Genomic DNA, 26833 nt, shown 5'->3' on the forward strand with positions numbered 1-26833 from the left:
CTCGCCCCAAAAAAATCAATATTTTAATTATTCCAACATTGTGTCTGATTTTAATTCTATATACAAAAAAAGCACCGAATTCGGTGCTTTATTTTTTTCAAAATGAGATAGCTGTCATGCTTTTGCTCGTTTTGCATCAAGTTTTTTGAGCACCTCTGACACAGCCACCATCGCAAAGCTGGACGTCACGACTACTGCTGAACCATATCCACCACAACGTAAGCCCGCACTTGGACAAACATCAGCACTGGAAAATGGATTATCAATCGAATAAACACAGGTAATCCCAAACTTTTCTTTCGGCTTTTTACAAATGCCTTTGCCGCGTAATTGTGTGCGCAATTTGGCTAACATCGGGTCTTGCTCTGTTCTTGATAAATCTGCGACTCGGATTTTCAGCGGATCAAGTTTACCCCCTGCTCCACCGGAAACGATCAACGGAATTTTATTAAAACGGCAATGTAGCATTAAGGCAAATTTGGCCTTCACATCATCAATACAATCTAAAATTAGGTCAGGAGCACCTGCCAAAATTTCTTTGACATTTTCGGGTGTGAGATAATCATCAATCAAATTTATTTTGATTCGGGGATTAATCCCACGGCAGCGCTCTGCCATCACTTCAATTTTTTCATGTCCCAGTGTCGTGCTCATGGCAGGCAATTGTCGATTAATATTCGATGCAGCAACTACATCCATATCGACCAAGGTTAGCTCACCAATACCTGTACGCGCTAAAGCTTCGACCGCCCATGAGCCTACTCCACCGATCCCAATCACCATGACATGACTTTTTTCATAATGATGAAAACTTTCATCACTATATATTTTGGCTACGCCAGCAAAACGGCGGTCATATTCATCATCTTGGAGCAGTTCAGTCATAGGTTTGGAAGCTGTGTTAAATCAGCCGCCATTTTAGCAAATTCGCTACTTATTTTCTTTGATAAAACGCAATTCAGCAGACAGCGCAACAGAGCGGCATTCGCATCAGGTCTAAATCCATCAAAATAAACATTTACAGTGAACGGAGGTCTGCTTTAAAAAGTATAACCATAAATCTAAAACTCAAGTGTGTATTGCCATGGACATCCATCCTCTGCCAAATAATTTAAAAATTACCGATGACAAAAATGAAATGGATTTAGACACCGTGCATCGCTTTTTAAGCCATACCTATTGGTCAAAAGATATTCCGAAAAATGTGGTGAAAAAAGCGATTGAAAACTCTTTGGCCGTGGCTCTACTTCTCGATGATGAACTCATCGGTTTTGGTCGTGCTATTACGGATTATGCAACTTTTGCTTATTTAGCCGATATTTATGTCGCCGATGAGCATCGAGGCAAAGGCTATTCAAAATTAATTGTGAGTACTTTATTTGAAAAATGTGGCGCCGCAGATCTAAGACGCATGTTACTTGCAACGGCGGATGCACATGGTCTATATCGTCAATTTGGCTTCACTGATTTGGCTCAGCCTGCAAGTTTTCTCGAGATTCATCAAGCCAACATCTATCAACGATAGAGAAAATATCTCGGATAAAAAAAAGAGGCTTTCGCCTCTTTTTCGATCTTACAACCTTAGTCTTTATTCATAATAAAGAAATATTCACGGTAGTATTTGAGCTCTGCAATCGAGTCTCGGATATCATCCATCGCTAAATGTGAAGCATTCTTTTTCAAGCCACCCATGATCTCTGGGCGCCAGCGTTTCGCCAATTCTTTCACTGATGATACATCGAGATTACGGTAGTGGAAGTATTGTTCCATTTCAGGCATCAAACGATGCAAGAAACGACGATCTTGGCAAATTGAGTTACCACACATTGGTGATGATTTTGGATTCACCCATTTTTTCAAAAATTCTAAAGTTTGCTGTTCAGCATCTTGTGCTGTCAATTTACTACGACGTACACGTTCGATTAGGCCTGATTGACCATGTTGGCGAGTATTCCATTCATCCATTGCATTGAGCACACGGTCAGACTGATGTACCGCAAGCACAGGCCCTTCCGCCAGAATATTTAAATTATCATCCGTCACAATTGTTGCAACTTCAATAATCTGGTCGTTATCTGTATCTAGACCTGTCATTTCAAGGTCAATCCAAATCAGGCGTGTATCAGGTGTGCTGCTCATAAATGTGCAATCTTATTAGGCTGTAAAAATGAACATAGTAGCAAATTTATTGGGCTTGCGCTGTAAATAGACCCTGCTTTCATGCTATTTTTGCCATCTAGTTTTCACGGTTTTTTAGGATATGAATGGCTTTAATTCGTAAGCGCCGACTGACTGAACAGCAGCAACGTCGCATTCAGAAGCAACATAAATCTCGTCAGGAAGAAATCGATACTTCTGCAGATTTGGAAGGCTTGGTCGTCCAACATTATGGTCGTCAACTTGAAGTTCAAGCGCTGTCTACACCCGACCAACATCCTGAAAAACCTATTGTGCAAGCTGGTGAACCTGAACCACATTGGAAACCCATCGAATTAGGCAGTGTTTGGCGCTGCCATACCCGTACCAATCTCGAATTATTGGTGACGGGTGACCGTGTCAAATGGCAAGCTGACCCGATCACAGGTTTAGGGATTATTACCGCGATTCATCCACGCCAATCTTTACTGACACGCCCTGACCGTTATCACAAAGTGAAACCTGTCGCAGCCAATGTCAGCCTGATTGTGATTGTATTTGCACCACTTCCTGAGCCAGCGCCAGGCCTGATTGACCGCTATTTAGTGGCCTGTGCAGCTGCCGATATTCCAGCATTATTGGTCTTAAATAAATCAGACTTACTTAAAGACAACGATCCGATCTTAACGCTATTACAAGAATATCGTGACTTGGGCTATGAGGTCATGCAAACCCAATCCGATGGTGACTTAAGCACACTTTCTGCTCGACTTTCTGGTGAAACTGTCGCATTTGTAGGTCAGTCTGGGGTTGGTAAGAGCACTTTAATTAATGCCATTGTTCCGGATGCTGCGCAAAAAACCAATATTATTTCGGAAAACTCCGCGCTCGGTCAGCACACCACCACGTCTACGCGCTTAATTGCGTTTGGTGAAGGTTCTGCATTGATTGATTCCCCGGGAATTCGTGAATTTGGTTTATGGCACCTAGAATTGGAAAAAGTTCAACAAGGTTTCCCTGAGATCGAGTCACATTTGGGCTATTGCCAGTTCCGTAACTGTACGCATAAACATGAAAAGCAATGTGCGCTTAGAATGGCGGCTCAAAATGGCGAAATTTTACCGCGTCGATTAGACAGTTATTTACGTCTGATCGACGAAATCACGGAAGCGCAGCAAAAAAATTAATTTTTATTCTGTTCATGCCCTTGAAGGGGTGATTTTGATCACCATATTTATGGGCTATACTCTTGGCAATTTAAAATTGTAGTTAGGTGAATTGTGGAACGTTGGTTCGAATTTATGGGGAATCACCCCTTCTTATTTGGAACGCTGGCTGTATTGGTCGTGCTGTTCTTTATTCTTGAAGGCCAGCGTAATGGTCGCAAAATTTCACCTCAATCTTTAGGGATTTTAGTTAAAGCTAAAAATGCTCAATTGATTGACTTACGTGATGCGAAAGACTTCCGCGAAGGTCATATTAGCGGTAGCCGTAATATTCCATATAGCCAAATTACAAAACACATTGAAGAGTTAAAAACTTCTGATCGCCCGTTGGTTTTTGTATGTAACCTTGGTCAAGTGGCAGGTTCTGCATTGCAACAAGTCGGTCATGCAGATGCATACCGTTTAGACGGCGGCATTAGCAACTGGAAAGCTCAAGGCTTACCTCTAGTTAAAAGCAAATAAGCGCTTCTTAGGAGATTAACATGGCTGAAGTTACGATTTATTCAACAACTGTATGTCCTTACTGCATTCGTGCAAAACAGCTCCTAGAGCGTAAAGGCGTGGCTTATAAAGAAATTAATTTATCAAATGAAGCGCCTGAAGTACGTGTTGAATTGATGCAACGCACCAACCACCGTACCGTTCCTCAAATTTTTATTAATGATCAGTTTATTGGCGGTTTTGACCAACTTTATGCTTTAGAGCGTGAAGGCAAACTCGACGGCATGCTATCTTAATTTTAAACATAAATCGTCACCTCATATTAAGGAATAAACAATGAGTGAAGAACAACAAGCTCAACCACAATTGGCATTAGAGCGTATTTATACTAAAGATATTTCTTTCGAAGTACCTGGGGCTCAAGTATTTACTAAAGAATGGCAGCCTGAACTAAATATCAACCTTTCTTCTTCTGCAGAAAAAGTTGATCCAACACACTTCGAAGTTTCACTGAAAGTTGTCGTTCAAGCGAACAATGCGGGTGACACTGCATTTATCGTTGACGTTACTCAAGCAGGTATCTTCCTGATCGATAGCGTTGAAGAAGAACGTCTTCCTTACATTCTTGGTGCTTACTGCCCAAATATCTTGTTCCCATTCCTACGTGAAGCTGTGAACGATATGGTTACTAAAGGCAGCTTCCCACAATTATTGCTTACACCAATTAACTTCGATGCTGAATTCGAAGCGAATTTGCAACGTGCGCAAACGGCTGCTGAAGGCCAAGCTTAATCGCTTATCTTCAAATCTAAAAAAGACCGCTTTTGCGGTCTTTTTTTATGCTTTATTTATTCCCTCTCCTTCCAGGAGATGAGAAACACTGTTTCCAAGGGGAGAGGTTTTTATTCCCTCACCCTAGCCCTCTCCCAAAGGGAGAGGGAACTTAAAGAGAATTACTCAGCATCTGCCATTAGATCAGCGCTCATACCTACAGTATTAAAGCCTGCATCAACATACAGAATTTCACCTGTAATACCATTTGCCCAAGGCGAGCAAAGGAATAATGCTGCATTACCTACATCTTCAATGGTGACATTGCGTTTAAGTGGTGCGACTTTTTCATTTAGGTCTAACATTTTACGGAAAGATTTAATCCCTGAAGCCGCTAAGGTACGAATCGGACCTGCTGAAATCGCATTTACACGAATACCTTCAGCACCAAGACTTGTTGCCAAATAACGTACGCCTGCTTCTAGTGACGCTTTTGCCATACCCATAACGTTATAGTTTGGCATTACGCGTTCAGAACCTTGGTAAGTCAGCGTCAATAAGCAACCTTGACGTGCAGCCAATAAAGGTTTTGCCGCACGAGCCATCGCAATAAAGCTATATGCGCTGATGTCGTGAGCAATTTTAAAACCTTCACGGTCGGTAATATCAGTGAAATCGCCATCTAAAGTATGTGCCGGTGCAAAACCAATTGAATGCACAACACCATCTAGACCATCCCAATGTTTAGCAAGTTCAGCAAAAGCGGTATCAATTTCAGCGTCTACTGCGACATCACATGGGAAAACTAAAGTTGAACCAAATTGTTCAGCAAAATCATCTACACGTTTTTTTAATTTTTCATTTGGATATGTAAAAGCCAGTTCTGCACCTTCGCGATGTAAAGCTTGCGCAATACCAAATGCGATTGATAACTTACTTGCAATACCCGCGATTAAAAAGCGTTTGCCAGCCAATAGTCCTTGTGCCATGTAAAACTCACTCAAAATAATTTAACAGCATAATGCCAAGTCTAAAGCATTTTAGAAATTGCATAATGCGCCTTTTTTTAGAAAACCATCATTGCACGCACGATGCGAATAAAACCAGATTCAATCAAGCGGCGTCATATTTGTTGCCGCTTAAGCGTCCAGATGCAATGCTTGTAATGAATTTTTCCATAATATATCTGCAATCTCAGATTCAGTACGGTTTAAGCTCTGAGCTAGCCCCTGCAATACATAGGGTAAATTGACCGGCGTATTACGGGTACGCCCTTCCGTTGAATGCTGACAACATAAGGGAGTCATATCTGGACAGTCAGTTTCTAAGACCAAATGATCTACACCCAAAGTCTGAACCACTTGATGTAATTTTTTTGCATTAGGATTGGTGATTTGCCCTGTTACACCAATTTTAAAACCTAGCTTGGTAAATGCCTTCGCTTCTTCAACACCACCACTAAATGCATGTGCAATACCACCGAGCTTAAATTGATGCTTTTTCAACATCGAAAGCACCTCCGCATGGGATTTGCGAATATGCAGCAAAATGGGTTTATCAAACTGCTGTGCTAATTCAAGCTGTGCGGAAAAATACTGCTGCTGCTTTTGAAAAAGTTCGGGCTGTTTATGCTGTTTCAAAAAGGTATCTAAACCTATTTCACCGATAGCGACACAATCATGCTGTTTTAGCAGCTGTTCCACATCGAACAAATGTTCTGTACGATGTTGCTCAATATAAAACGGATGTAAGCCGGGGGCTAAATAGCTTTTGGGAGCATTGGATAAACGAGCTAAAAACCCTTGGGTTTGCAGCAAATTGTGAAAACGTGACTGTACAAAACCAATCAATACTAACGCATCGACACCCGCTTGTTTGGCAGCATACGCCAACTGTTCCCGATCAGCGTCAAAATCGGGAACATCAAAATGCGTATGCGTATCAAACAGTGAGTAAGTCATTGAACTAATTAATTTGCTTTTGCGGCTGAGGCTTCAACAGCTTCAACTGGAGGTAGATATTGCTTTTTCAATACACTTTGCAATTGATCATACGGAATGGTCAAACGTGGTAAACCCACCACATACGGCCCAATTTCATATTCGGCATATTGCAAAATTAAACCTTGCTGACTCAGATAAAAATTATCAGACAGTTTAAATTTCCAAATCTGTTCGTATTCTTGAATATTGTCTGCCAACTTGGCATCTTTCACCCAAGTTTTAAATACTTCATAGCCCCGCTTTTCAAGCTCAGCACGTTGATTTGGCAATAATATGTCGTTGAGCTGCACCAATTTTTGAGTGCTTAAATCGAAGTTATAATATTGCTGTGCAGAAGAACCATGCGCTCCACCTAAATATGAACTGGTATTTAAAACCACTGTTGCCAAGGGTTTTTCAGCATTTAATATTTTAGGTTTAATCATCAAACTGATTTGCTGATTGGCACTTAAAGATTTCAATTCTTTATCTAACTTTAAGAACGCTTGCATGTAAGGCTGCGTGGCTTTTTCCAATTTTAATTTGGGCGTTTCAACATTTGCCAAAGCAGATTTTGCTTCAGACGCTGCAGGAACTTCACTTGCAGCGGGAGCATCAGTACTCAGCGTCTTATCTTCTAAAGGCGATACAGATAGAATTTCACCTAACTGTTTTAGAATTTCCGCATCAATAAAGTCATCAATAAAGGCTTGATTACTGTTTAAGCGTTCAACTGAAATTTCAGGACAGACCCCGCCATCACATTCAGGTAAATTCAGTTGTAATTTTTCCGCATCACCAATCAGTTTTGCACTCAAATCTGGCTGTTCAGTTTTTGCTTGATCTGGCTTTTTTTCAGGTTCAGCTTGTTGTGGCTGACACGCCGTGAATGCAACAGAAACTGCCAATATTGAGCTTGCCCAAATTTTATTTTTTTGCACCATTGCTTCAACCTTTCATTTTGAATAATTGATATTTATTTTGGTAAATATCTTATCAAATTAAATACTTTCGTTGATTAGAACATATGCTGATAAACGTCAGCTTTCAATACTTGTTGTGTTTGCGCTTTGCTGAGATAAATATCCAGTTGTTTACTATCTTTGACAATTTCATCTGTACGATAATGCAAACCGACACCTTCTTGATCAAAGAACCAATCTGCTTGGCCCCAATAGAGTTTTTTCGGTGCCGATTTTTTGACATCTACCTCTTGTTCATCTAACCATTTGGTATAGGCTTGCTGCACAATAGCATCCATATTTTGCTGTTGCTTTGCATCAATAATATCTAAAGGTTTAAGATTCTTTTTCGCACGGCGGTCTGCCACAAAAAAATAATACCGCTCTTTGACCGTGATATTTTCCTGTTTGGTATCAACACCGATTTGCAGCAACACATATTGATTACGTTGATAAGGAACTCGTGTGTACATGGCCAATTCATAGGCTTTATTGGTTTTAAACTCTGCCTGCCAAGCATCTGATTTTTTCACATACGCATCGACGGCTTGTTGGAGATTCATATTTTGCTTTAATGCAATCTGATCTTGTACGACGCTGGCCTGATTTTTTTCAATCCAACCATTCAACCACGTATCTACGGTCTGAATGGTTTGTATCTCTAAATCAATACAACTTTTATTTTCACAAAACGGTTTGGCAATTTTTGCTGCTTGCTCTCGAATATTTAAATAGGGCAAAACATCTGGATTGATCACGACCGCTTCAGAAGCGCCATCATCGGCCGGCTTTGTCGCTTTGTTTTCTTTTCCTGAATCACATGCACTGAGCAGCAAAACACTCCCCAAAAGTGCAAAAACTGTAGCATCCTTGAATATTTTCATGATGTCCTAAACGACCAAATGATTGCGTAATGTATGGATTTAAAAACTCTACCACAAAATAAAACAGCTTCACGAAGAAGCTGTTTTATTTCTGTAAAAGAACAACTTAGTGTTCACGTGTATTGCTGAACACGATATCCGGATAACGTTCTTGCATTAACTGTAAATTCACACGACTTGGTGCAAGATAAGTTAAATGACCACCGCCATCGACAGACAATTGGTCGTGTGCTTTTTTCTTAAATTCGTTGAATTTTTTCTCGTCATCACACGATACCCAACGTACGGTATTGATACTTACAGGCTCGTAAATACAATCAACTTTGTATTCTTCTTTCAGACGATAAGCCACAACTTCAAACTGAAGTACACCCACAGCACCCACGATTAAATCGTTACTGTTTTGCGGCATAAAGACCTGAGTTGCACCTTCTTCTGAAAGTTCTTTTAAGCCTTTTTGTAGCTGTTTTGACTTCAAAGGATCTTTTAAACGCACGCGACGGAACATTTCAGGGGCGAAGTGAGGAATACCGGTAAAGTGTAAATCTTCACCCGAAGTGAAGGTATCGCCGATCTGAATCGTACCATGGTTATGCAAACCGATAATGTCGCCCGGCCATGCTTCTTCAAGGTGCTGACGGTCACCAGCAAGGAACGTTAAAGCATCACTAATACGCACATCTTTACCTAGACGCACATGTTTCATTTTTAAGCCTTTTTCATACTTACCTGAACAGATACGCATGAATGCAATACGGTCACGGTGTTTTGGATCCATATTGGCTTGAATTTTAAAGACGAAACCTGTGAAGCCTTCTTCAGTCGCTTCAACTTTACGGTCTTGCGTCGGATGTGCTTTAGGTTCAGGCGCATATTGACTAAATGCATCCAACACATGGTCGACACCAAAGTTACCGAGTGCCGTACCAAACAACACTGGCGTTTGACGACCTGCCAAAAATTCATCACGGTCTAAAGGTTCATTGGCCATTTGAACCAATTCCAATGATTCTTCAAATGCAGCCCAAGCGAGATCACCGACTTTTTCACGCAAATCTGCATAGTCATAGCCATCACGGACTTCAATATCCGTAATTGTTGAACCGAAACCTGCCTTATAAACGTAGAATTTTTCTTCGAGTAGGTTAAATACACCGGCAAAGTCACGACCTGTGCCTAATGGCCAAGTAATCGGAACACATTTAATTTTTAAAACGTTTTCGATTTCATCAAGCAGTTCTAATGGCTCACGAATTTCACGGTCCATTTTGTTGACGAATGAAATAATCGGCGTGTCGCGCATACGACACACTTCCATCAATTTGATCGTACGGTCTTCGACACCTTTTGCACCATCAATCACCATAAGCGCAGAGTCAACAGCGGTTAATGTACGGTAGGTATCTTCAGAAAAGTCTTCATGCCCTGGGGTGTCGAGCAAGTTAATCATCTTGTCTTTAAACGGGAACTGCATAACAGAAGTGGTGATCGAAATACCACGTTCTTTTTCCATTTCCATCCAGTCAGACGTTGCCGCACGATCAGATTTACGGCTTTTTACCATACCTGCAACCTGAATCGCCTGTCCCCATAACAACAGTTTTTCTGTCATTGTGGTTTTACCGGCATCGGGGTGGGAAATAATAGCGAAAGTACGTCGCTGAGCGACCTGTGTCGCTAATTCTTCTTTAAAACTCATGAAAGACACCTACTGCAAAACTCGCAGTGCAAAAGATCAGATCTGATCAATATGGAAAATTGGCGATATTGTATCAGATTGACCATTAAAAATAATCAACCACATCGGGTTGAGTCAAAATCTTAGCGTGGTGTGTCTTGATGTTTTACATTGGATGACGACCTGTTTTTATCGACGATATAAAGCATTTCTCTGTCTTTTTTTCTCACTCATTGGCAATGCGATCAGACTACGAGGACTTTATTCAACTTTCATTTTCATGCGTTCTTCAAGCTGTGCCACTGGCATCGGCATTCCTAACAAATATCCCTGCAACTGTTGGCAACCTAAACGTTTTAAAATTTCTGCTTGTTGTTCTGTCTCTACACCTTCTGCAGTGACCGTTAAACCCAGTCGAATTGCCAAGTGAATAATACTTTCTAAAATAATTTCTTCTTTAGAGCCGACGCTCAAATTGCGGATAAACTCACGGTCAATTTTCAGTTCATCTACAGGCAGTTCTTTTAAATACAAGAAACTTGAATGTCCCGTACCAAAGTCATCAATCGCAACTTTAATTCCCATCTTTCTCAAATGTTCAAAAGTCAAGATACTGGCATCGATATGATGCATAGCTGTTGACTCGGTAATTTCAATAATTAAATTTGATGGGTTAATTTCATACCTTGCAAAAAGCGACTCTAAGGTACTAAATAAATGTTTATGCTCAAACTGAATCGCTGATAAATTGACCGCAATCGGATACAGCGGCATATTCAGCTTTTCCCAGTGCTGAATTTGCTTACAGGCTTCTTCAAGCGCCCAATAGCCCATGGCAATAATCAGTCCAGTTTTTTCTGCACCATTGATAAACTTATTTGGCGTCAGCATACCTAGAGTTGGATGATTCCAACGAATTAAGGCCTCAACCCCACAAATTTCACGATCAACGGCATTAAATTTTGGCTGATAAAATAAAATAAATTGCTGTTCTTCTACCGCTTTATATAAATCATTGATCAGTTTCGTCTGACTTTTTTCTTCAAATTGGTCGGCAGTATAATTAAAAAATGAATAGGTATTACGCCCCTGATACTTCGAACTCAGCATTGCGGTGTCTGCATTGATCAGTAGGTCTTGTAAGTTCGCACCATGTTCAGGGTACATCGCAATACCAATACTGCCTGAAATGTTAATTTCCTTACCTGCAATCAAAAAGCTTTCTTGCATCAATTCCAATATTTTTTCAGACATTGCTGTGGCAGAGTCATTGCTTGCCGACTCAAGCACAATCAGAAACTCGTCCCCACCGATTCGTAGCAATTTGGCTTGATCATTAATTAAACGGTGAATGCGTGTGGCAATTTGAATTAGTAGTTGATCACCCACATGGTGTCCAAACACATCATTGACCGCTTTAAAACGGTCGATATCAATATAAATAAAAGCAATTTTATCTTGTCTTAAGCGATGCTCTGTAAATAGAAAATGTGCATATTCAGCCAAAAATAGTCGATTAGGTAAACGGGTCAAATTGTCCTGTACCGCTTGATTGGCCAGTTCTCGATTTGCGCGCATCAACTGCAAACTGCGATGTTCTAAACGTTGCTCAAGTACTGCAACGCTAAAGGCCGCCATCAACAATAAACTGGTGACAAATAAGACAATAAATAGCAATAAATTATGGTTAATTTGAGCCGCAACCAATATATCCATCGAGTTTAGCGGTACAAAATCAACAGCTGCCATACCAATATAATGCATAGCGACAATGCTAAAAGTCAGCATGACCGCAACAAAGGCATTCATGATGTTACGTTTTGGCGAGTATTTATTTTTAAACGTTAGCCAAAATGCCAAACACGAGCCACAGATCGCAACTAAAATTGAACAGATAACAATTAAAGGTTCGTATCGTTGCTCATAACCCTGAACGTCTAAACTCAGCATCCCCGTGTAATGCATTCCGGAAATGCCTAGCCCCATTAAAACTGAGCCTAAAATTAAACGAGGAAATGGTAGCGTCAGTCGTGTGGTTAACCACACGGCAAAAGTGGACGCGACAAAGGCGATAAAATAAGATGTTAGGGTCAGACTAGTATCAAAACTATGATTTGAAGGTAAATGGCTGGCCATCATGCCTACAAAATGCATGCACCAAATCGCAGCACCTAAAATTGCACCGCTGAATAATAAAATGACATTTTCATATCTTGGTCGTGTTCCACGGAACAACATTTGTTCGAGTGAAACAGCTAAGTAACAACTTAATAATGCAACTACGATTGAACCAACGACCAGATTGTAATCATATTGAATATGGGTCATATCAAGCGTTCCGCTTAGGTTATCGTGGCACTTTCTTTAACCGAATTACCCAATCTATCTCTTCCCTTTAACTTGTTACATTTTCAATTACTTACTTATTTCCTCTTAGAATCTATTAGTCTACGATAATGGTCAAGTCTTTCTTTCAAGATTTTAAGCAACTGATTAATTTAAAAAAAATAAAGCTTGATGAAGTTCACTAAAACTTAAACTTTTGATAAAAATTGCATCAGGTGTTTATTATTTTAGAACAGTGTCTAATCATAATAAAATGAATAAGTTAGAATCATTTATAGATTGCTTTCTAGATTTAAATCGAACACCGCCCTACTCACAAAAAAATAGCGAGCCGTAGCTCGCTATTTCTCAATGGATAAATTCATCTTTTCTGTCAAAAACTCAAGCAATCATCTCAATGTTATTTATGGATGAATTACTTACTTTTTGGCTGTTGTTGTATGCGTTTTGCCTTGTAATTTGGCATAGTCCATTAGCACGTTTGCTGCTTCCGTCACAAAGACTTCTTCTTCAGGCAGTGCTGGACGTTGGTTTGCCTTCATTTTTGCACGTGCCTCCACCAATGCATCCATAGACGCTTGGTAGCTTTCCCAGTTGGCATAAGGTTTTTGACCCACCACTTTACGACGCTGATTTTCAGCATCCAAAGACTTTTGCTCTAGTGCCAACAGCTCGGCTTTACGCTTCGCTAAGTCAAGCACCACACGCTTTTGCTCTTCTGTCTTTTTCGCAATCGCAGTACGTTGCTCTAAATATTTAAATTGCGGATCAATGCTGACACGTTGCTGAGATGACTTAATCAAATCGGGAACATAGGCTTGGATCGAGCCTTCACGTTTAAACGGTGCTGTAGGAATGGTATCCCACTGTAAAGCATTTTTCGCTTTACGTTCACCAAACTCTTCATTGTAAATATCAACCAACTTAATATCAGGCACGACCCCTTTATTTTGGGTACTGCCGCCAGTCACGCGGTAAAATTTACGTTGCGTTAAGGTTGCTTGACCATAGGCTAAAGAGTCAAGTTGTACCTGCGCTGTTCCTTTACCCGTTGTGGTGCTACCAATCACCACACCACGTTCATAGTCTTGAATCGCAGCAGAATAAATTTCACTCGCAGACGCCGAAGCCAAGTTAATCAATACTGCCAATGGACCAGCATAAGTTTGCGCGCCCCCATCATCATCTTCAAACACGCTGACATTGCCATTGCCATCACGGATTTGCACCACTGGACCTGATTTAATCACTTGACCAAGCATACGTGCCACTTCTTCAAGTGAGCCACCAGGGTTGTTACGTAAGTCAATGATGATGCCTTCAACATTTTGCGCATCTAAAGTTTTTAAGGCTTTATTGGTATCTTCTGACACAGAACGGTAGTCTGTACCTGCACGACGTGCACGATAGTTCAAGTAAAACGATGGAATTTCAATTACACCGAACTTATGCTTTTTGCCATCACGCTCAATTTCAACGGTACGTGAACGCACGCCTGCATCTTCTTCTTGAATCACATCACGTACAATTGTGACATTTCGCGCTTGATTCATGGACGCACCAGCACCCAATAAACGTAGAGTCACTTTGGTGCCACGTTTACCACGAATCAGTCCGACAATTTCATTGCTCGGCCAACCGATCACATCCACCATTTTGTCGCCATCTTGGGCAACACCAACAATGCGATCACCTGACTTGACTTGTCCTGATTTGCTGGCTGGACCACCTTCTACAATCGTTTCAATTTTAGTGTAGTCTTCGTTGCCACGTTCAGGACGAATCGACACCCCAATCCCTTCCAATTGCAGCGTGGTTTGACGGTTCAATTCCATCGCATCTACAGGTGGGAAATAGTTACTGTGCGGATCATACGTCAGCATCATGGCATTCAGAGTTTTATCAAGCACATCATCGCTTTTTAAACGACTAATCCGCTCTAACTGACGCGTATAACGCTTGGTTAAAGTCTGTACAGGTGTTAAGTCTTCAGGACCTGTTAAGTCTTGACCATTTGCCAGTGTTGGGTCATCTTTCAACGCTTTTTGTTTGGCTTTCTCTTCTTCTTTGCTGATGGTTAAGTTGATCAGCTGAGAGACCAACATTTTATTCCAATGCGCACGCTGTTCTTCTGTCGATTTAAAGAATGGCGCTTTTTCACGATCGGTTTCGATGTAGTTATTCGGTTGATTTAAATTCTGTGGCTTTTTCAGCTCTTCCAACATATAGGTGTAGAACTGTTTTAAGCGCTCACGATATTGCGCATGAATCGCATACGGCCCTGTTAAATTGCCCGCTTTGAGATTTGCACCAAAAGTTGAGCCATAACGTTTTTTATAATTTTCAATATCTGATGCCAAGAACAACGTATGTTCAGCATCTAAACTATCAATATAAAAATCTAAAATACGATTAGAGGTATTGGCATCTAAACGCTGATTTAAATAGTGTTGACGGTCTACCAATGTTGCAAGCTGACGTGAGACCAAGGCTTGTTCTTGAGTGGGTTGAATAGTACCCGCGCTCACTGCTTCTGTATTATTGGCAGCAATTGCGTCATTCACCACATGAGTGAAAAAGAATCCACCTGTCGCAATCGCAACGGCACAAGCTAATGTTTGAAGTTTCATAAATAATTTGTACTTCCTTGGTATTAAGACCAATATTACCGTGTTGGTTTTCGACCTGAATTGAATAGATTCAAAATCTTAAACAACTTAATATGTTTATGTCGTGTAGTTTTATCATATTCTCTGCTGACAAAGTGTAGCAAATCATTGCAGAATTCAGGTATTGTTTTTCCTTAAAAATTCCAACACGGACACCGAATATGATTGGCGCATTAATGCTCGACATTGCTGGCACAGAACTTACCCAAGAAGATATTGAACTATTACAGGCACCACAAGTTGGCGGCATGATTTTATTTGGTCGCAACATTGAATCTCCTGAACAAGTTCGTGCCCTGACCGACCATATGCGTCAAATCCGTCCTGATATTTTAATTGCCGTCGATCAGGAAGGTGGTCGTGTACAACGCTTAAAGCAAGGCTTCACACTCCTACCAGCTATGGGTAAGTTTGGAGAAATTTACTTAACTGAACCTGAAAAAGCTGTTGAACTGGCTGAACAATGTGGCTGGTTGATGGCAGCCGAAGTCCTTGCGGTCGGCATCGATTTCAGTTTTGCACCGGTGCTGGATTTAAATGATGTCAGTGATGTGATTGGTGACCGTGGTTTTGCCAAAAATATGCAAGACATTATTCCATTGGCAAGTGCTTTCTTAAAAGGTATGAAACGTGCGGGGATGGCATCTACAGGTAAGCATTTCCCAGGCCATGGATCGGTGAAAGCAGACTCACATGTTGCTGCTGCCATTGACCATCGTAGTTATGAAGAAATCTATCAAAAAGACATGCAAAGCTTTATTCAACTGCAACCACAGCTTGATGCCTTAATGCCTGCGCATGTGATTTATGAAAATATTGATCCTAATCCTGCTGGATTTTCACCGTATTGGATTCAGAAAGTCTTACGTCAAGAGCTCCTATTTGATGGCGTTTTATTCTCCGATGATTTAAGCATGCAAGCCGCTTGTGTCGCTGGCGGCGCAGATGCTCGTATCCAAGCAGCATTAAATGCAGGTTGTGATATGGGCCTTGTATGTAATAACCGTGAATCTGCATGCATTGCGCTGGATGGCATTCAAAACTTGGCTCTCCCAAATCAAGAACGTCTTGAACGTATGCGCGGAAAAATCCCACAAATTGAGATTGGACAAAACATTGAACTCGGGGCGGACTGGCAAAACGTGCGTAATCGTATTGTGGATTTTAAAAATCAATATTGCTAATCCAAGACTTTCAAAATTCTAGAAAATGGAGCACGACAAGGTGCTCCTTTTTGATTTATGATGAAGACAAAATAAATGCTTCGGCGCTATACAAAAATTGCCAATAAAAACAACATTAGGTCAGGACGACATGACACAAAGTTTATCGGAACATCGACACATTTCCTTTACTGCACATTACACCGGCTATATTTGGTACAGCATGGGGATTTCGCATCCCGTTTTTGCCACACGTAAAGGCAAATTTTTAGCACGTTTAGTCCATCCTTTAGAAAGCTGGGCAGAAAAGAATGTGGGCGGTAGCATGCGTTCGACGCTTAAACAGCGCCATGCCATGATCGATCAATATTTAGATCAACTCATTGCCCAACACCCTCAGCTACAAGTCCTTGAAATTGCCTGTGGCCTCTCCCCGCGCGGTTGGAATTTTCGTACCAAGCATCCTGAAATTGACTATCGTGAACTCGACTTGCCGGATATGGCAAAAATCAAAACACAAGCACTCAAACAAATTGACCCGCATGCCCCTGAGGTCTTAACTGGTGACATTTTCACTCAAGATTTTGAACGTATTTTTCAGAGTTTTGACCCTGAACGTCCTTTGGTGGTGATTAGCGAAGGTCTGATTAATTATTTTGATCAACACCTACTGAATAAGTTATTGAAAGGGATCACCGAATATGGCGCCTCGTTTCAGGAATTACATTATCTGACCGACATCTATCCAGAACCCGTTAAAAACCGTTTAGCACGTTTTATTTGGGCCAGTAGTAAATTACTCAAAGTCATGTCTCGCAGCGCTTTTACTTTTCATTTTCAATCCCCTGCTGAATTACAGCAGTTTTTCAGTCATACAGGATTTGAAGAAGTAGACGTCGTTCAGCCGGCCTTATACTTTCCACAACAGCAACAAGAACAAGTGATTCCTTTCCACGATGCAGAGCAGCACTGTGGAGATTTGGTTTGGATGGTTCATGCCAAAACAAAAAAACAGCGCTAAAGCGCTGTTTTTTTTTAGTTGTTCATGTTTTAACTTACAGCTTCTAATATCAACACATCTTCTTTTTGGCGTTGTACAAAACGCAATAAACGCTCCGCCAACTCAAAACTACCATGCTTAAACAAAGCGCGAACCTGCGTATCTACAACGTCAAAGATGAGACATTCTATTTTAAACTCACCTTCTTCATCTTCTAGATGTAATGCCAAATCCCGAGGATATGCGTGCATGCAGTCCAACATTTCAGCCTGTACATTCAGCAACACGCCGAAATAATTTAAATCTATAATTTGAGTGTCAACCACAAGGTCTGAATGTCGATGAGATAAATGCGTGAATGGCTGTTGTACACTCACCCGCGCTTCGCCACGGCGTTCGATATTTTGCATTTGCTCTCGGCTCATTGGAATGATCCCTTCCAACTGCTGAATAGACTCACCGCGTAGATAAGTTGCAAACAAATTCATAGTTTCCTTACGGCGTTGCAACTGCGGTAAATGATCCGCATTGGCAATCATGGCAAATTGCATATTCGGACATTGCAAGGCAAAGCCTGCATTTTCATGCGGCAAAGTAAAACTGTCGTACTGCCCGCATGACACCAAAACATCACACTGTGGAATCGGCACGTCTTGCAAACGCAGCAAACGATTACAGTTAATGTCATAACGCTCTTGTTCGGTATTGGTGAATTCAGCCATTTGTCTAAAGAACAAACGCTTCGCTGTCGGTGACATCCGCGTCACATCCAGTTTGGCATGATTAACCAAATACAAAATCACCGCTTGACCAAATTCATCCATGCGCTGTTCTTTCATCAAATGCAAGGATTCTTCAAGCAACATGCGCCAGCTCTTACGCGTTTTTTGCATTACGCCCATCAATATCATGCGGTCAATCAATTCAGGACGTTGATCCGCCAGTCCTGCAGCCACCACTGAACCGAGCGACATCCCCATCACGGATACTTTTTCTAGCCCGACGATATCCAGCCAAACGCCTAACATCTGTGCCAGATCACCCAACTCTAAAGTCCCTGCTGACACCGAAGTATCGACATTGGTAATTTGCTGGTTTGAGCCCATGGAGGGTAAATCAATTAAAATAATTGGGCCTGCCGCAAATAATTGTTCGACACAATATTTGTAGGAATTAAAGTTTTGAAATGCCCCACCAATAATAACAATCGGGGTGCGATGAATCGTTTCAGGTTGTGCAATGGCCATATATTCGACCTTCCAGCCATCAATCCATGTCGTTCTGGCAGGCTGTTTAAAGCTTTGCTTGTCATATAGATCGAAAAAACTGTAATGCGTACTTTCCTGTACGGTGGGATCCATTTGGATAATGGAATTCATATTCCTTTCCTCCATTCCTGCCTTATTTTTATTGTCAGGAATTCATTTAGAGACTCTGCTCGACTTAGCGTCCTGCTCTTTAATCGTTATTTGTACGACTTCAATGTCGCTATTGTTTCATTCTATACAGAGGTTCATTTTACAAGCAACTGATATCCCCGCCGCTTATCTACTTTTGCTCTAAAAACAATTTCAAAATGTTAATTCTGGTCAGCAAGTACAGTCGAATATGCACTTAAGTGCTTCATTGTTCAGTCACAGGCTGTTAATATCGAGTTGAAATTTCTAAGTGATCAAACCGCTATGCAAGAGTCTATTGAACAATACATGCAAACGGTAGGACAGCAAGCACGCACAGCATCACGTGTGCTCGCAGGGGCTTCTACCCAGACTAAAAATAATGCCTTATCAGCAATTTATACTGCTTTACAAAACAGTGAAACTGCAATTTTGGCAGCCAACCAAGTGGATATGACCAAAGCGCATAACAACAACTTGGATAGTGCTCTGCTTGATCGCTTAGAACTTACCCCCACACGCTTTAAAGGCATGCTTCAAGGTCTAAAAGATGTAATCGCACTGACTGACCCGATTGGCGAAATCACCGATATGGCCTTTCGTCCGACAGGTATTCAGTTAGGAAAAATGCGTGTGCCACTAGGTGTTGTCGGCATGATTTACGAATCTCGCCCGAATGTAACCCTTGAAGCCGCATCTTTAGCGCTTAAATCAGGTAACGCGATTATTTTACGTGGTGGTTCTGAAGCTTTGGAATCTAACCAAGCAATTGCAGCAGCGATTCAACATGGCTTAACTGCCGCTGGCTTGCCTGAACATGCCGTTCAAGTGCTTAATACCCCAGACCGTGCTGCGGTTGGCCAATTAATTACCATGCCTGAATATGTCGATGTAATCGTACCACGTGGTGGCAAAGGCTTAATTGAACGTATCACCAATGAAGCACGTGTGCCCGTCATCAAACATCTTGATGGTAACTGCCATGTTTTTGTGGAAGCTCAGGCTGATTTGCAAAAAGCATTACCTATTGCGCTTAATGCCAAAACACACCGTTATGGCGTATGTAATGCCATGGAAACCTTACTTGTCGATGAAAATGTCGCTGAAGAGTTTTTACCACGCATTGCTGAACTCTATGCGGAGAAAAAAGTTGAACTGCGTGGCTGTGCTGAAACGCAGCGCATTTTGGGTGAGTCGATTGTTCCTGCAACTGAGGAAGATTGGTACACCGAATACTTGGGCCCGATTTTGGCAGTGAAAGTCGTTACAGGCCTAGATGAAGCGATTGAGCACATCAACAAATATGGCTCACACCATACCGACTCAATCATTACCGAAAACTTCAGTTTGGCGCGTCAGTTCTTAGCGCGTGTAGATTCGAGTTCAGTGATGATTAATGCCTCAACGCGCTTTGCAGATGGGTTTGAATATGGTCTTGGTGCTGAGATCGGTATTTCAACCGATAAAATCCATGCACGTGGTCCAGTCGGTCTTGAAGGTCTGACTTCTCAAAAATGGATTGTATTTGGTGATGGTCAAATTCGCCAATAACACCCAATAAGACAACGAAAGCTGTGCTTTTCTGATTAAAGGCACAGCTTTTTTTATGGTGATTTAAAAAATTAGACCCAGGGTTCACATATTGAAATATAAGCCTGCAAACACACAGGATATAGAATCGAAAACAGATTTTTTGACAATTAAATACTTAAGAAGAATGAGAAAAGTTAAATTTACCTGCTTTTTTGCAACAATTTGAGGATTACAGCGCAGCGAACGCATGTTATGTTCTATGTATATCCCTTAAATCGTATAAATTTTGAGGACTATTTTATTAATAAATGAAAACTATGAACTGATAAATTTTAATTATTATTGTGCTCAGGGTCGATAGTGCTTAAGTCTAATCTCCTAAAGTCTATCTAGGACGATAAAAAAACCCATGATAAAACATCATCACAGATCTAAATTGTATCAATCAATACAACTGCAATCAGATCAATATTATGGATAAGTATTTCAATTAGAATTCGGGTATTTAAACGTGTCTACATCAGTATTAGTAATTAACTGCGGATCTTCTTCTATCAAATATGCGTTAGTTTCTGAGCGCCGTGAAGATCGTATTTTTGGTCTAGCCGAGAACCTAGGTTCTGCTGATGCACGTATTAAAGGGGTCACTACAGGTGGTGATGCGCTTGAGCTGTCTATTCCACATGCTGACCATGAAAAAGCCCTTGAAACTATTTTAGAGCGTTTGGCTCACCATAATCCTCAAGCGATTGGTCACCGCGTTGTTCACGGCGGTACATTAACCAAAGCTGAGCTCTTAACACCAGAAATTATTGAACGTATTCGTGAAGCAACTCCACTTGCTCCATTGCATAACCCGGCTCACTTGGTGGGTATCGAAGCAACGATGCGTTTGTTCCCTGAACTTCCGCAAGTAGCCGTATTTGACACTGCATTCCACCAAACGATGCCGTCTCATGCATACCGTTATGCATTACCAAAATTCTTGTACACACAGCATAACGTGCGTCGTTATGGATTCCATGGTACTAGCCATGCCTACGTATCTGAGCGTGGCTCAATGTTGGCAGGCAGCTTTAAACAAGGTGGCTGGTTAACTGCTCACTTAGGCAATGGTAGCTCGACTTGTGCGATTTGGAATGGTCAATCTGTAGATACGTCAATGGGTCTAACACCACTTGAAGGTGTGGTCATGGGCACACGTAGTGGTGATGTTGACCCAAGTATTCACAGCTTCCTTGCAAGCAACTTAGGTTGGGATATCTACAAAATCGACAAGATGCTGAACAGCCAATCAGGCCTACTCGGTTTGTCTGATCTTTCAAATGACATGCGTACGTTGATCGAAGCATCGGAACAAGGCAACGAAGATGCCGCACTTGCCATTGAAGTATTCTGCTACCGTTTAGCAAAATCTTTGGCAGGTCTCAGCTGTGGTCTACCACGTATTGACGGTTTATTCTTTACCGGTGGTATTGGTGAAAATTCTGCCTACATTCGTGAAAAAACGGTTTCATACTTACCGCACTTTGGTTTCAACCTGAGTAAAGAATTAAATGACAACTTAAAACGCGGTACTGAAGGTCGTATTGACCATGGTACTGGCCCACAAATTTGGGTTGTTCCAACCGATGAAGAAGGCCGTATTGCCAAAGAAACTGAGCATGTTGTAGACGAGGTGACAGCGTCGGCTACAAAAAAGTCTGATGCTGAAGCTGCGATTGCATAAGCAATCGCATCAGCCCCTTCGCCTTCAATATTAATTTTTAGCTTTAATTTAGACACCGTATGAAAACAATTTTACTCGTGCCAACTGGGGAAGGTGTAGGTTTAACATCTGCATGCTTAGGTTTAATTTATGCTTTGGAATGCCAAGGGGTCAAAGCAGGTTTTCTGAAACCATTTTCACAAGAAAATGTCGCAGATACCGTGGACCGTACAACGGCTCTTTATCGTCATTTATTTAATAATGAAACGGTAGAACCTATTCATCATGCCACCATCGTGAAGCAACTCAGTCATGATGAAAGTGATGAACTGCTCGAAGAAGCGGTTCGTTTGCACCGTGAAATTGCAAAAAAGCATGATCTGATTATTGTTGAAGGCTTGGTTCCAAACAGCCGAGATAACTTTGCCTCAGAACTCAACGCAACATTAGCAAAAGCACTCGATGCTAAAGTGATTATTGTCAGCACAGCAGATATTCAAAATGCCACAAAAACGGCTGAGAAAATTGACAGTTCTTTACGCCAATTTGGTGGTGCGGTATCTGAACGTACTGCGGGCGTTTTGTTTATGCGCACACGTGGCTTGCCAGAAGAATCTGCGCAAATTCCTGTCACGCTTGATCCAAATCTGCGTTTAATCAGTGATACCAATAAATTTGTACTCGAATTACAACAAAGTAATCCGCAAATTGGTTCTACACAGCTACCTGTCATTGGCCTCGTTCCATTTAGTAATACGCTCAGCGTACCGCGCATGTCTGACTTGGCGACACATATTCAAGCGGAATGGATTAACCAAGGCGATGCTGCTCATCGACGCGTACTACATAGCAGCTTAGTTGCCTCTAATATTGAACATGAACTTCACAAATTTGTGGCAGGTGAACTCATTATCAGCGCCTCTGACCGTATTGATGTGTTGTTGGCTTCTAGCCTTGCAAGTAGCAATGGTATTCCACTTGCCGGTTTGGTTTTGACTGAACACCATCAACCGAACCCACAAGTTTTGGATTTCTGCCAAACTGCGATTAAGCAAGGCTTACCGATTTTACATACGCCTTTAAGCACTTTTGAAACGGCACAACAACTTTCAAATTTAGGCAATGAAATTCCTGTCGATGACGTAGAACGTGCAGAACAAGTGACCCGCTTTGTTTCAAGCCACATCAATACTGAATGGATTACTGAAGTATTGAATGGTTCGTATCAACCCCGTTTGTCCCCTTCTGCATTCCGTCATGAATTGGTACAAAAATCTATTGCTGCGAAAAAACGAATTGTTCTACCTGAAGGTGATGAACCACGCACCATTCAGGCGGCTGCCATTTGTCAATCACGTGGCATTGCACACTGTATTTTATTGGCAAAACCTGAAGCCGTGATTGAAGTTGCAAAAGCACGTAACATTGAATTGCCACATGATTTAGAAATTATTGATCCAGATCTGATTCGTGAAAACTATGTGCCTAAAATGGTTGAGCTGCGTAAAGGTAAACTCAATGATCTACAAGCACGTGAACAGCTACAAGATACTGTGGTTTTAGGTACCATGATGCTTGCACTCGATCAGGTGGATGGCTTAGTCTCAGGCGCAGTACATACTACGGCGAATACTGTACGTCCTGCATTCCAATTGATTAAGACTGCACCTGATTATTCATTGGTTTCTTCTGTGTTCTTTATGCTGTTGCCTGATGAAGTCTATGTATATGGTGACTGTGCCATTAATCCAGATCCAAATGCAGAACAGCTTGCAGAGATTGCGATTCAATCTGCAGATTCAGCGAAAGCTTTTGGTATTGACCCACGTATTGCGATGATTTCGTATTCAACAGGGACTTCTGGTGCAGGCGCAGATGTCGAGAAAGTGGCTGAAGCAACACGTATTGCCAAAGAACGCCGTCCAGATTTACTCATTGATGGCCCGCTTCAATATGATGCTGCATCGGTGGAAAGTGTGGGACGCTCTAAAGCACCTGACTCGAAAGTGGCTGGTCGTGCCAATGTGTTTATTTTCCCGGACTTAAATACAGGTAATACAACCTATAAAGCAGTTCAACGTTCTGCAAATGTAGTCAGTGTTGGCCCTATGCTGCAAGGTTTAAACAAGCCTGTAAATGACTTGTCACGTGGGGCTTTGGTCGATGACATCGTGTTTACCATTGCATTAACGGCAATCCAATCCGAACAGCAAGAAGCTTAATTTTAGTTTCGAGTTCTAAACCACCCTTTCGAAAGATTGGGTGGTTTTTTTATTCATTCCGATTTTCCCGCATTTCAATCTTATTTATATTGCGATAAATTTCATCTTATTAATTCTTGTCATCTTAGAGTCAATATTATTGCTTATGGTATGAGCGCTTTTTTAATTATTCAAAACTTAGCTATATCATGACAAACTTAAAATTTTATACTCCATGTGCCATCTCTACATTAATATGGGTTTGCTTAAGCGCACACTCCATGGCCGCAGATTCATATCTAACACCTGACTCAGCTCCAAATAGTCTTGAAATATTATCTACTCCTCCACAAGCCTATAGTGGAGATTTTATTCGTGATCAAAGTATTTTCAAACAATCTCAATATTTGAAAAATACGGCTCGCTGGCAGCAAGCACAAATTGATGCTGATGTTTCAAATGCACACTTAGGGCGACCTTTTTCATCTGCATTTGGCTTAGAAATTAATGAAAAAAATACACCTATTTTATTTGAAATTTTAAGAAAGATTAAACTTGATAGTAGATACTCTACTCAAACTGCAAAAAAGAAATATAGCCGTGAACGTCCATATGGCTATTTTAATGTCAGCACTTGTACCCCTGAAGAAGAAAATGAAAAAAATCAATATGTTTCCTATCCTTCTGGACATACAACTATCGGTTGGACATATGCATTAGTCTTAGCAGAGTTACGTCCTGAGCGTCAAAGTCAAATTTTTAAACGTGGTATTGAATTTGGTCAAAGCCGAGTCGTGTGCAATATGCATTGGCAAAGTGATGTCGATGCTGGCCGTATTATGGGAGCAGCGCAATTTTCACGCCTACAGGCAGATCCACAATTCCAAGCCGATATGATTAAAGCCAAAACTGAAATTAACCATCTCATTTCTGCCACACACAAAAAATCTGATTAAAAAAATCAGCATCTTGTCCCATTGCATAGATAGTAGATCACATGCATGGGCAGTGGTTTTTAATAGATGTGCATGTCCAATATAAAAATAAAGCGCTTAGAACCATCTAAGCGCTTTATTGAATTTAGCAGAAGTATTTTGATACCGTTTTATTAAGATTCAATCTGCTTCAGTTCTGGCTTGCCGTAAGCCACTTCAAAACTTGCTACGGTCGTCATTTTTCCACCTGGTTTTTCAACAAAGTCTAGAACCTTTAAGTCTGTACGCATATAGTCTTTAAAAAAGTCTAAAGTCTGATAACCGCGTTGATCATTGATAAATTTGATGTGTGGATTTAACTTCAGCACATCTTCCTGCCCTGGACGAATTGGTTGACCATTGCCGGTAGAGGTTATCGATGTAGTTAAAAATTCGGTTGCAATCGATGGACTCTTAAAATCATTCAAATCACTTGGAATATTCGCTGCAAAATATTGATGCAAATCTCCTGATAAAATTACCGTATTACCATGAGGTGCATTTTTTTTGATAGATTCAATCAAGCGCTCGCGTGCGTATGGATAGCCATTCCACGTATCTTTCCCAAAATAAGCTTTGCCTGATTTGTTATAACGTACCCAAGGCATAACCTGAATTTGCTGTGCCAAGACATTCCAACGCTTATCATGGCGCATTTGCTTCGCCAACCATTGCTCTTGTGCTTTACCAAGAACCTGCTCATTTCGGCTATTCTCAGTACGGCAGTAATCTATTTTATCAAACCCATCTTCTAACTGAGCTTTGGTGCATAAAATTGGAGAACGGTACTGGCGTGTATCCAAAATATTCATCCGTAGCATTTTGCCATAATCTAAAGTGCGGTAAGCAAGGATATCTGGGCCGTTCGGCTTCTGTTTTAAACGCACAGGCATATATTCATACCATGCTTGAAACGCTGCTGCGCGACGCAGTAAAAATATGTCTTTCTTCTCACCTTTTTCTTCAATATCTGCAGCCCAGTTGTTATCCACTTCATGATCATCAAACGTCATCGCAAAAGGTGCAGATGCATGTGCAGCTTGTAAATCGGGGTCCGCACGATACTGTGCATAACGAATACGATATTGCAGTAAAGTTTGAATTTCAGGACCAATATGCTGACGCGCTGGAATAGACACACGCAAGTCACCGATTGCACGTCCACCACCCTTGCCTTCAGGCCCTTCATAAATGTAATCACCATAGTGAAAGACAATATCGATATCTTTTTCTTGGCTCAAATAATCATAAGCGGTGTAATAGCCAGTTTCATAATGCTGACAGCCCACTACAGCGACTCGAACTCGTTCTGGCATTTGGTGCGCGGCAGGTGCTGATTTTGCCGTGCCTACTGGGCTTTCATAACCAGATAACCGGAATCGATAATAATAACGTGTCATCGGTGCTAAACCGGCCACTTCCACATGCACAGTGTGATGTAAGTCAGGATGTGCCTGTGCTTTCCCAGTTTGCACAATTTTCTTAAATTCAATATCTGTAGCAATATCCCAATCTACTTCAACTGCTTCTTTCGGCATCCCACCATCCACTGAAAGTGGATATGGTGCAACTCGGGTCCAAATCACAAAACCATCTGGCCAAGGTTCACCTGAGGCAACACCTAATTGAAATGGGCTAATCGGAAATTTGGCATTTGCCCACGTGCTTACTGGACTCAGTCCAGAAAATAACGCTAAAGACCCGACTCCCATCAAACCCTTTAAGAATTGACGACGATTCGAATTAATATGATTCATTTTTA

Annotated in this window: 22 protein-coding genes; 11 read left to right on the plus strand and 11 right to left on the minus strand. The window is 41.3% G+C overall.

The genetic code is table 11. The annotated features are described in order from the left end of the window. Positions 1-114: 114 nt before the first annotated feature. Complete coding sequence (locus FTT99_RS10305; protein WP_180093340.1) at positions 115-885, minus strand: ThiF family adenylyltransferase; 771 nt, start codon at positions 883-885, stop codon at positions 115-117. A gap of 199 nt (positions 886-1084) precedes the next feature. On the opposite strand from FTT99_RS10305, the gene FTT99_RS10310 reads away from it, so the two are divergent. Then, positions 1085-1525, plus strand: coding sequence for a GNAT family N-acetyltransferase (locus tag FTT99_RS10310; RefSeq protein ID WP_180131633.1), 441 nt, complete (start codon positions 1085-1087; stop codon positions 1523-1525). Positions 1526-1581: 56 nt separating this feature from the next. Here the strand turns inward: FTT99_RS10310 and orn are convergent, their stop codons facing one another. Beyond that, entirely contained in the window at positions 1582-2139 is a 558-nt protein-coding gene (gene orn / locus FTT99_RS10315; protein WP_067763591.1) for an oligoribonuclease, read from the minus strand. A 125-nt stretch (positions 2140-2264) separates the two neighbouring features. On the opposite strand from orn, the gene rsgA reads away from it, so the two are divergent. The 4 genes from rsgA to secB all read left to right on the plus strand — a co-directional run bounded on the left by rsgA (position 2265) and on the right by secB (position 4595). After that, positions 2265-3323, plus strand: coding sequence for a ribosome small subunit-dependent GTPase A (gene rsgA / locus FTT99_RS10320; protein WP_180131636.1), 1059 nt, complete (start codon positions 2265-2267; stop codon positions 3321-3323). A 93-nt stretch (positions 3324-3416) separates the two neighbouring features. Further along, on the plus strand, positions 3417-3824 hold the full coding sequence (locus FTT99_RS10325) for a rhodanese-like domain-containing protein (RefSeq protein WP_078189639.1): 408 nt from the start codon (positions 3417-3419) through the stop codon (positions 3822-3824). Between the two features lie 20 nt (positions 3825-3844). Beyond that, on the plus strand, positions 3845-4099 hold the full coding sequence (gene grxC / locus FTT99_RS10330) for a glutaredoxin 3 (RefSeq protein ID WP_078189640.1): 255 nt from the start codon (positions 3845-3847) through the stop codon (positions 4097-4099). A gap of 40 nt (positions 4100-4139) precedes the next feature. Continuing rightward, a complete protein-coding gene (secB, locus tag FTT99_RS10335) occupies positions 4140-4595 on the plus strand; it encodes a protein-export chaperone SecB (RefSeq protein ID WP_078189641.1) in 456 nt (151 codons plus the stop codon). Positions 4596-4756: 161 nt separating this feature from the next. Here secB and FTT99_RS10340 read toward each other — a convergent pair whose 3' ends face one another. The 7 genes from FTT99_RS10340 to FTT99_RS10370 form a co-directional block, all read right to left on the minus strand. Beyond that, on the minus strand, positions 4757-5563 hold the full coding sequence (locus tag FTT99_RS10340; RefSeq protein ID WP_078189642.1) for an enoyl-ACP reductase: 807 nt from the start codon (positions 5561-5563) through the stop codon (positions 4757-4759). Positions 5564-5713: 150 nt separating this feature from the next. Then, positions 5714-6535 carry a TatD family hydrolase gene (locus FTT99_RS10345; RefSeq protein WP_180131639.1) on the minus strand — a complete coding sequence of 274 codons (822 nt, stop codon included), beginning with the start codon at positions 6533-6535 and terminating at the stop codon, positions 5714-5716. A gap of 8 nt (positions 6536-6543) precedes the next feature. Next, on the minus strand, positions 6544-7500 hold the full coding sequence (locus FTT99_RS10350; protein WP_180161441.1) for an RsiV family protein: 957 nt from the start codon (positions 7498-7500) through the stop codon (positions 6544-6546). Between the two features lie 74 nt (positions 7501-7574). Continuing rightward, positions 7575-8402, minus strand: coding sequence for a hypothetical protein (locus tag FTT99_RS10355; RefSeq protein WP_180131644.1), 828 nt, complete (start codon positions 8400-8402; stop codon positions 7575-7577). A gap of 106 nt (positions 8403-8508) precedes the next feature. Then, complete coding sequence (locus FTT99_RS10360) at positions 8509-10101, minus strand: peptide chain release factor 3 (protein ID WP_078192693.1); 1593 nt, start codon at positions 10099-10101, stop codon at positions 8509-8511. Between the two features lie 240 nt (positions 10102-10341). Next, a complete protein-coding gene (locus tag FTT99_RS10365) occupies positions 10342-12408 on the minus strand; it encodes an EAL domain-containing protein (RefSeq protein ID WP_180131646.1) in 2067 nt (688 codons plus the stop codon). A 437-nt stretch (positions 12409-12845) separates the two neighbouring features. Further along, positions 12846-15056 (minus strand): carboxy terminal-processing peptidase, encoded by a 2211-nt coding sequence (locus FTT99_RS10370; protein ID WP_180093328.1) that lies wholly within the window; start codon positions 15054-15056, stop codon positions 12846-12848. 200 nt (positions 15057-15256) lie between these two features. Here FTT99_RS10370 and nagZ point away from each other — a divergent pair, with 200 nt between their 5' ends. Together nagZ and FTT99_RS10380 are read left to right on the plus strand one after the other, a co-directional pair. Continuing rightward, positions 15257-16279, plus strand: coding sequence for a beta-N-acetylhexosaminidase (gene nagZ, locus FTT99_RS10375; RefSeq protein ID WP_180131648.1), 1023 nt, complete (start codon positions 15257-15259; stop codon positions 16277-16279). Between the two features lie 130 nt (positions 16280-16409). Further along, positions 16410-17279: a class I SAM-dependent methyltransferase gene (locus FTT99_RS10380; RefSeq protein ID WP_180161443.1), complete on the plus strand. Its 870-nt coding sequence runs from the start codon at positions 16410-16412 to the stop codon at positions 17277-17279. A gap of 29 nt (positions 17280-17308) precedes the next feature. Here FTT99_RS10380 and FTT99_RS10385 read toward each other — a convergent pair whose 3' ends face one another. Next, positions 17309-18637, minus strand: a complete 1329-nt coding sequence (locus tag FTT99_RS10385; RefSeq protein WP_180131654.1) for an alpha/beta fold hydrolase — start codon at positions 18635-18637, stop codon at positions 17309-17311. A 303-nt stretch (positions 18638-18940) separates the two neighbouring features. Here FTT99_RS10385 and FTT99_RS10390 point away from each other — a divergent pair, with 303 nt between their 5' ends. The 4 genes from FTT99_RS10390 to FTT99_RS10405 all read left to right on the plus strand — a co-directional run bounded on the left by FTT99_RS10390 (position 18941) and on the right by FTT99_RS10405 (position 25053). Beyond that, positions 18941-20206, plus strand: coding sequence for a glutamate-5-semialdehyde dehydrogenase (locus tag FTT99_RS10390; protein WP_180021062.1), 1266 nt, complete (start codon positions 18941-18943; stop codon positions 20204-20206). Positions 20207-20699: 493 nt separating this feature from the next. Further along, positions 20700-21917, plus strand: coding sequence for an acetate/propionate family kinase (locus FTT99_RS10395; protein WP_111884043.1), 1218 nt, complete (start codon positions 20700-20702; stop codon positions 21915-21917). 59 nt (positions 21918-21976) lie between these two features. After that, complete coding sequence (pta, locus tag FTT99_RS10400) at positions 21977-24118, plus strand: phosphate acetyltransferase (RefSeq protein ID WP_180131657.1); 2142 nt, start codon at positions 21977-21979, stop codon at positions 24116-24118. A gap of 260 nt (positions 24119-24378) precedes the next feature. After that, complete coding sequence (locus tag FTT99_RS10405; RefSeq protein ID WP_180161445.1) at positions 24379-25053, plus strand: phosphatase PAP2 family protein; 675 nt, start codon at positions 24379-24381, stop codon at positions 25051-25053. Positions 25054-25205: 152 nt separating this feature from the next. Here the strand turns inward: FTT99_RS10405 and FTT99_RS10410 are convergent, their stop codons facing one another. Then, positions 25206-26828 (minus strand): alkaline phosphatase, encoded by a 1623-nt coding sequence (locus FTT99_RS10410; protein ID WP_180131662.1) that lies wholly within the window; start codon positions 26826-26828, stop codon positions 25206-25208. Between the last annotated feature and the right edge of the window lie 5 nt (positions 26829-26833).

Source organism: Acinetobacter sp. YH12040 (assembly GCF_013420005.1).
Taxonomy (GTDB): domain Bacteria; phylum Pseudomonadota; class Gammaproteobacteria; order Pseudomonadales; family Moraxellaceae; genus Acinetobacter; species Acinetobacter amyesii.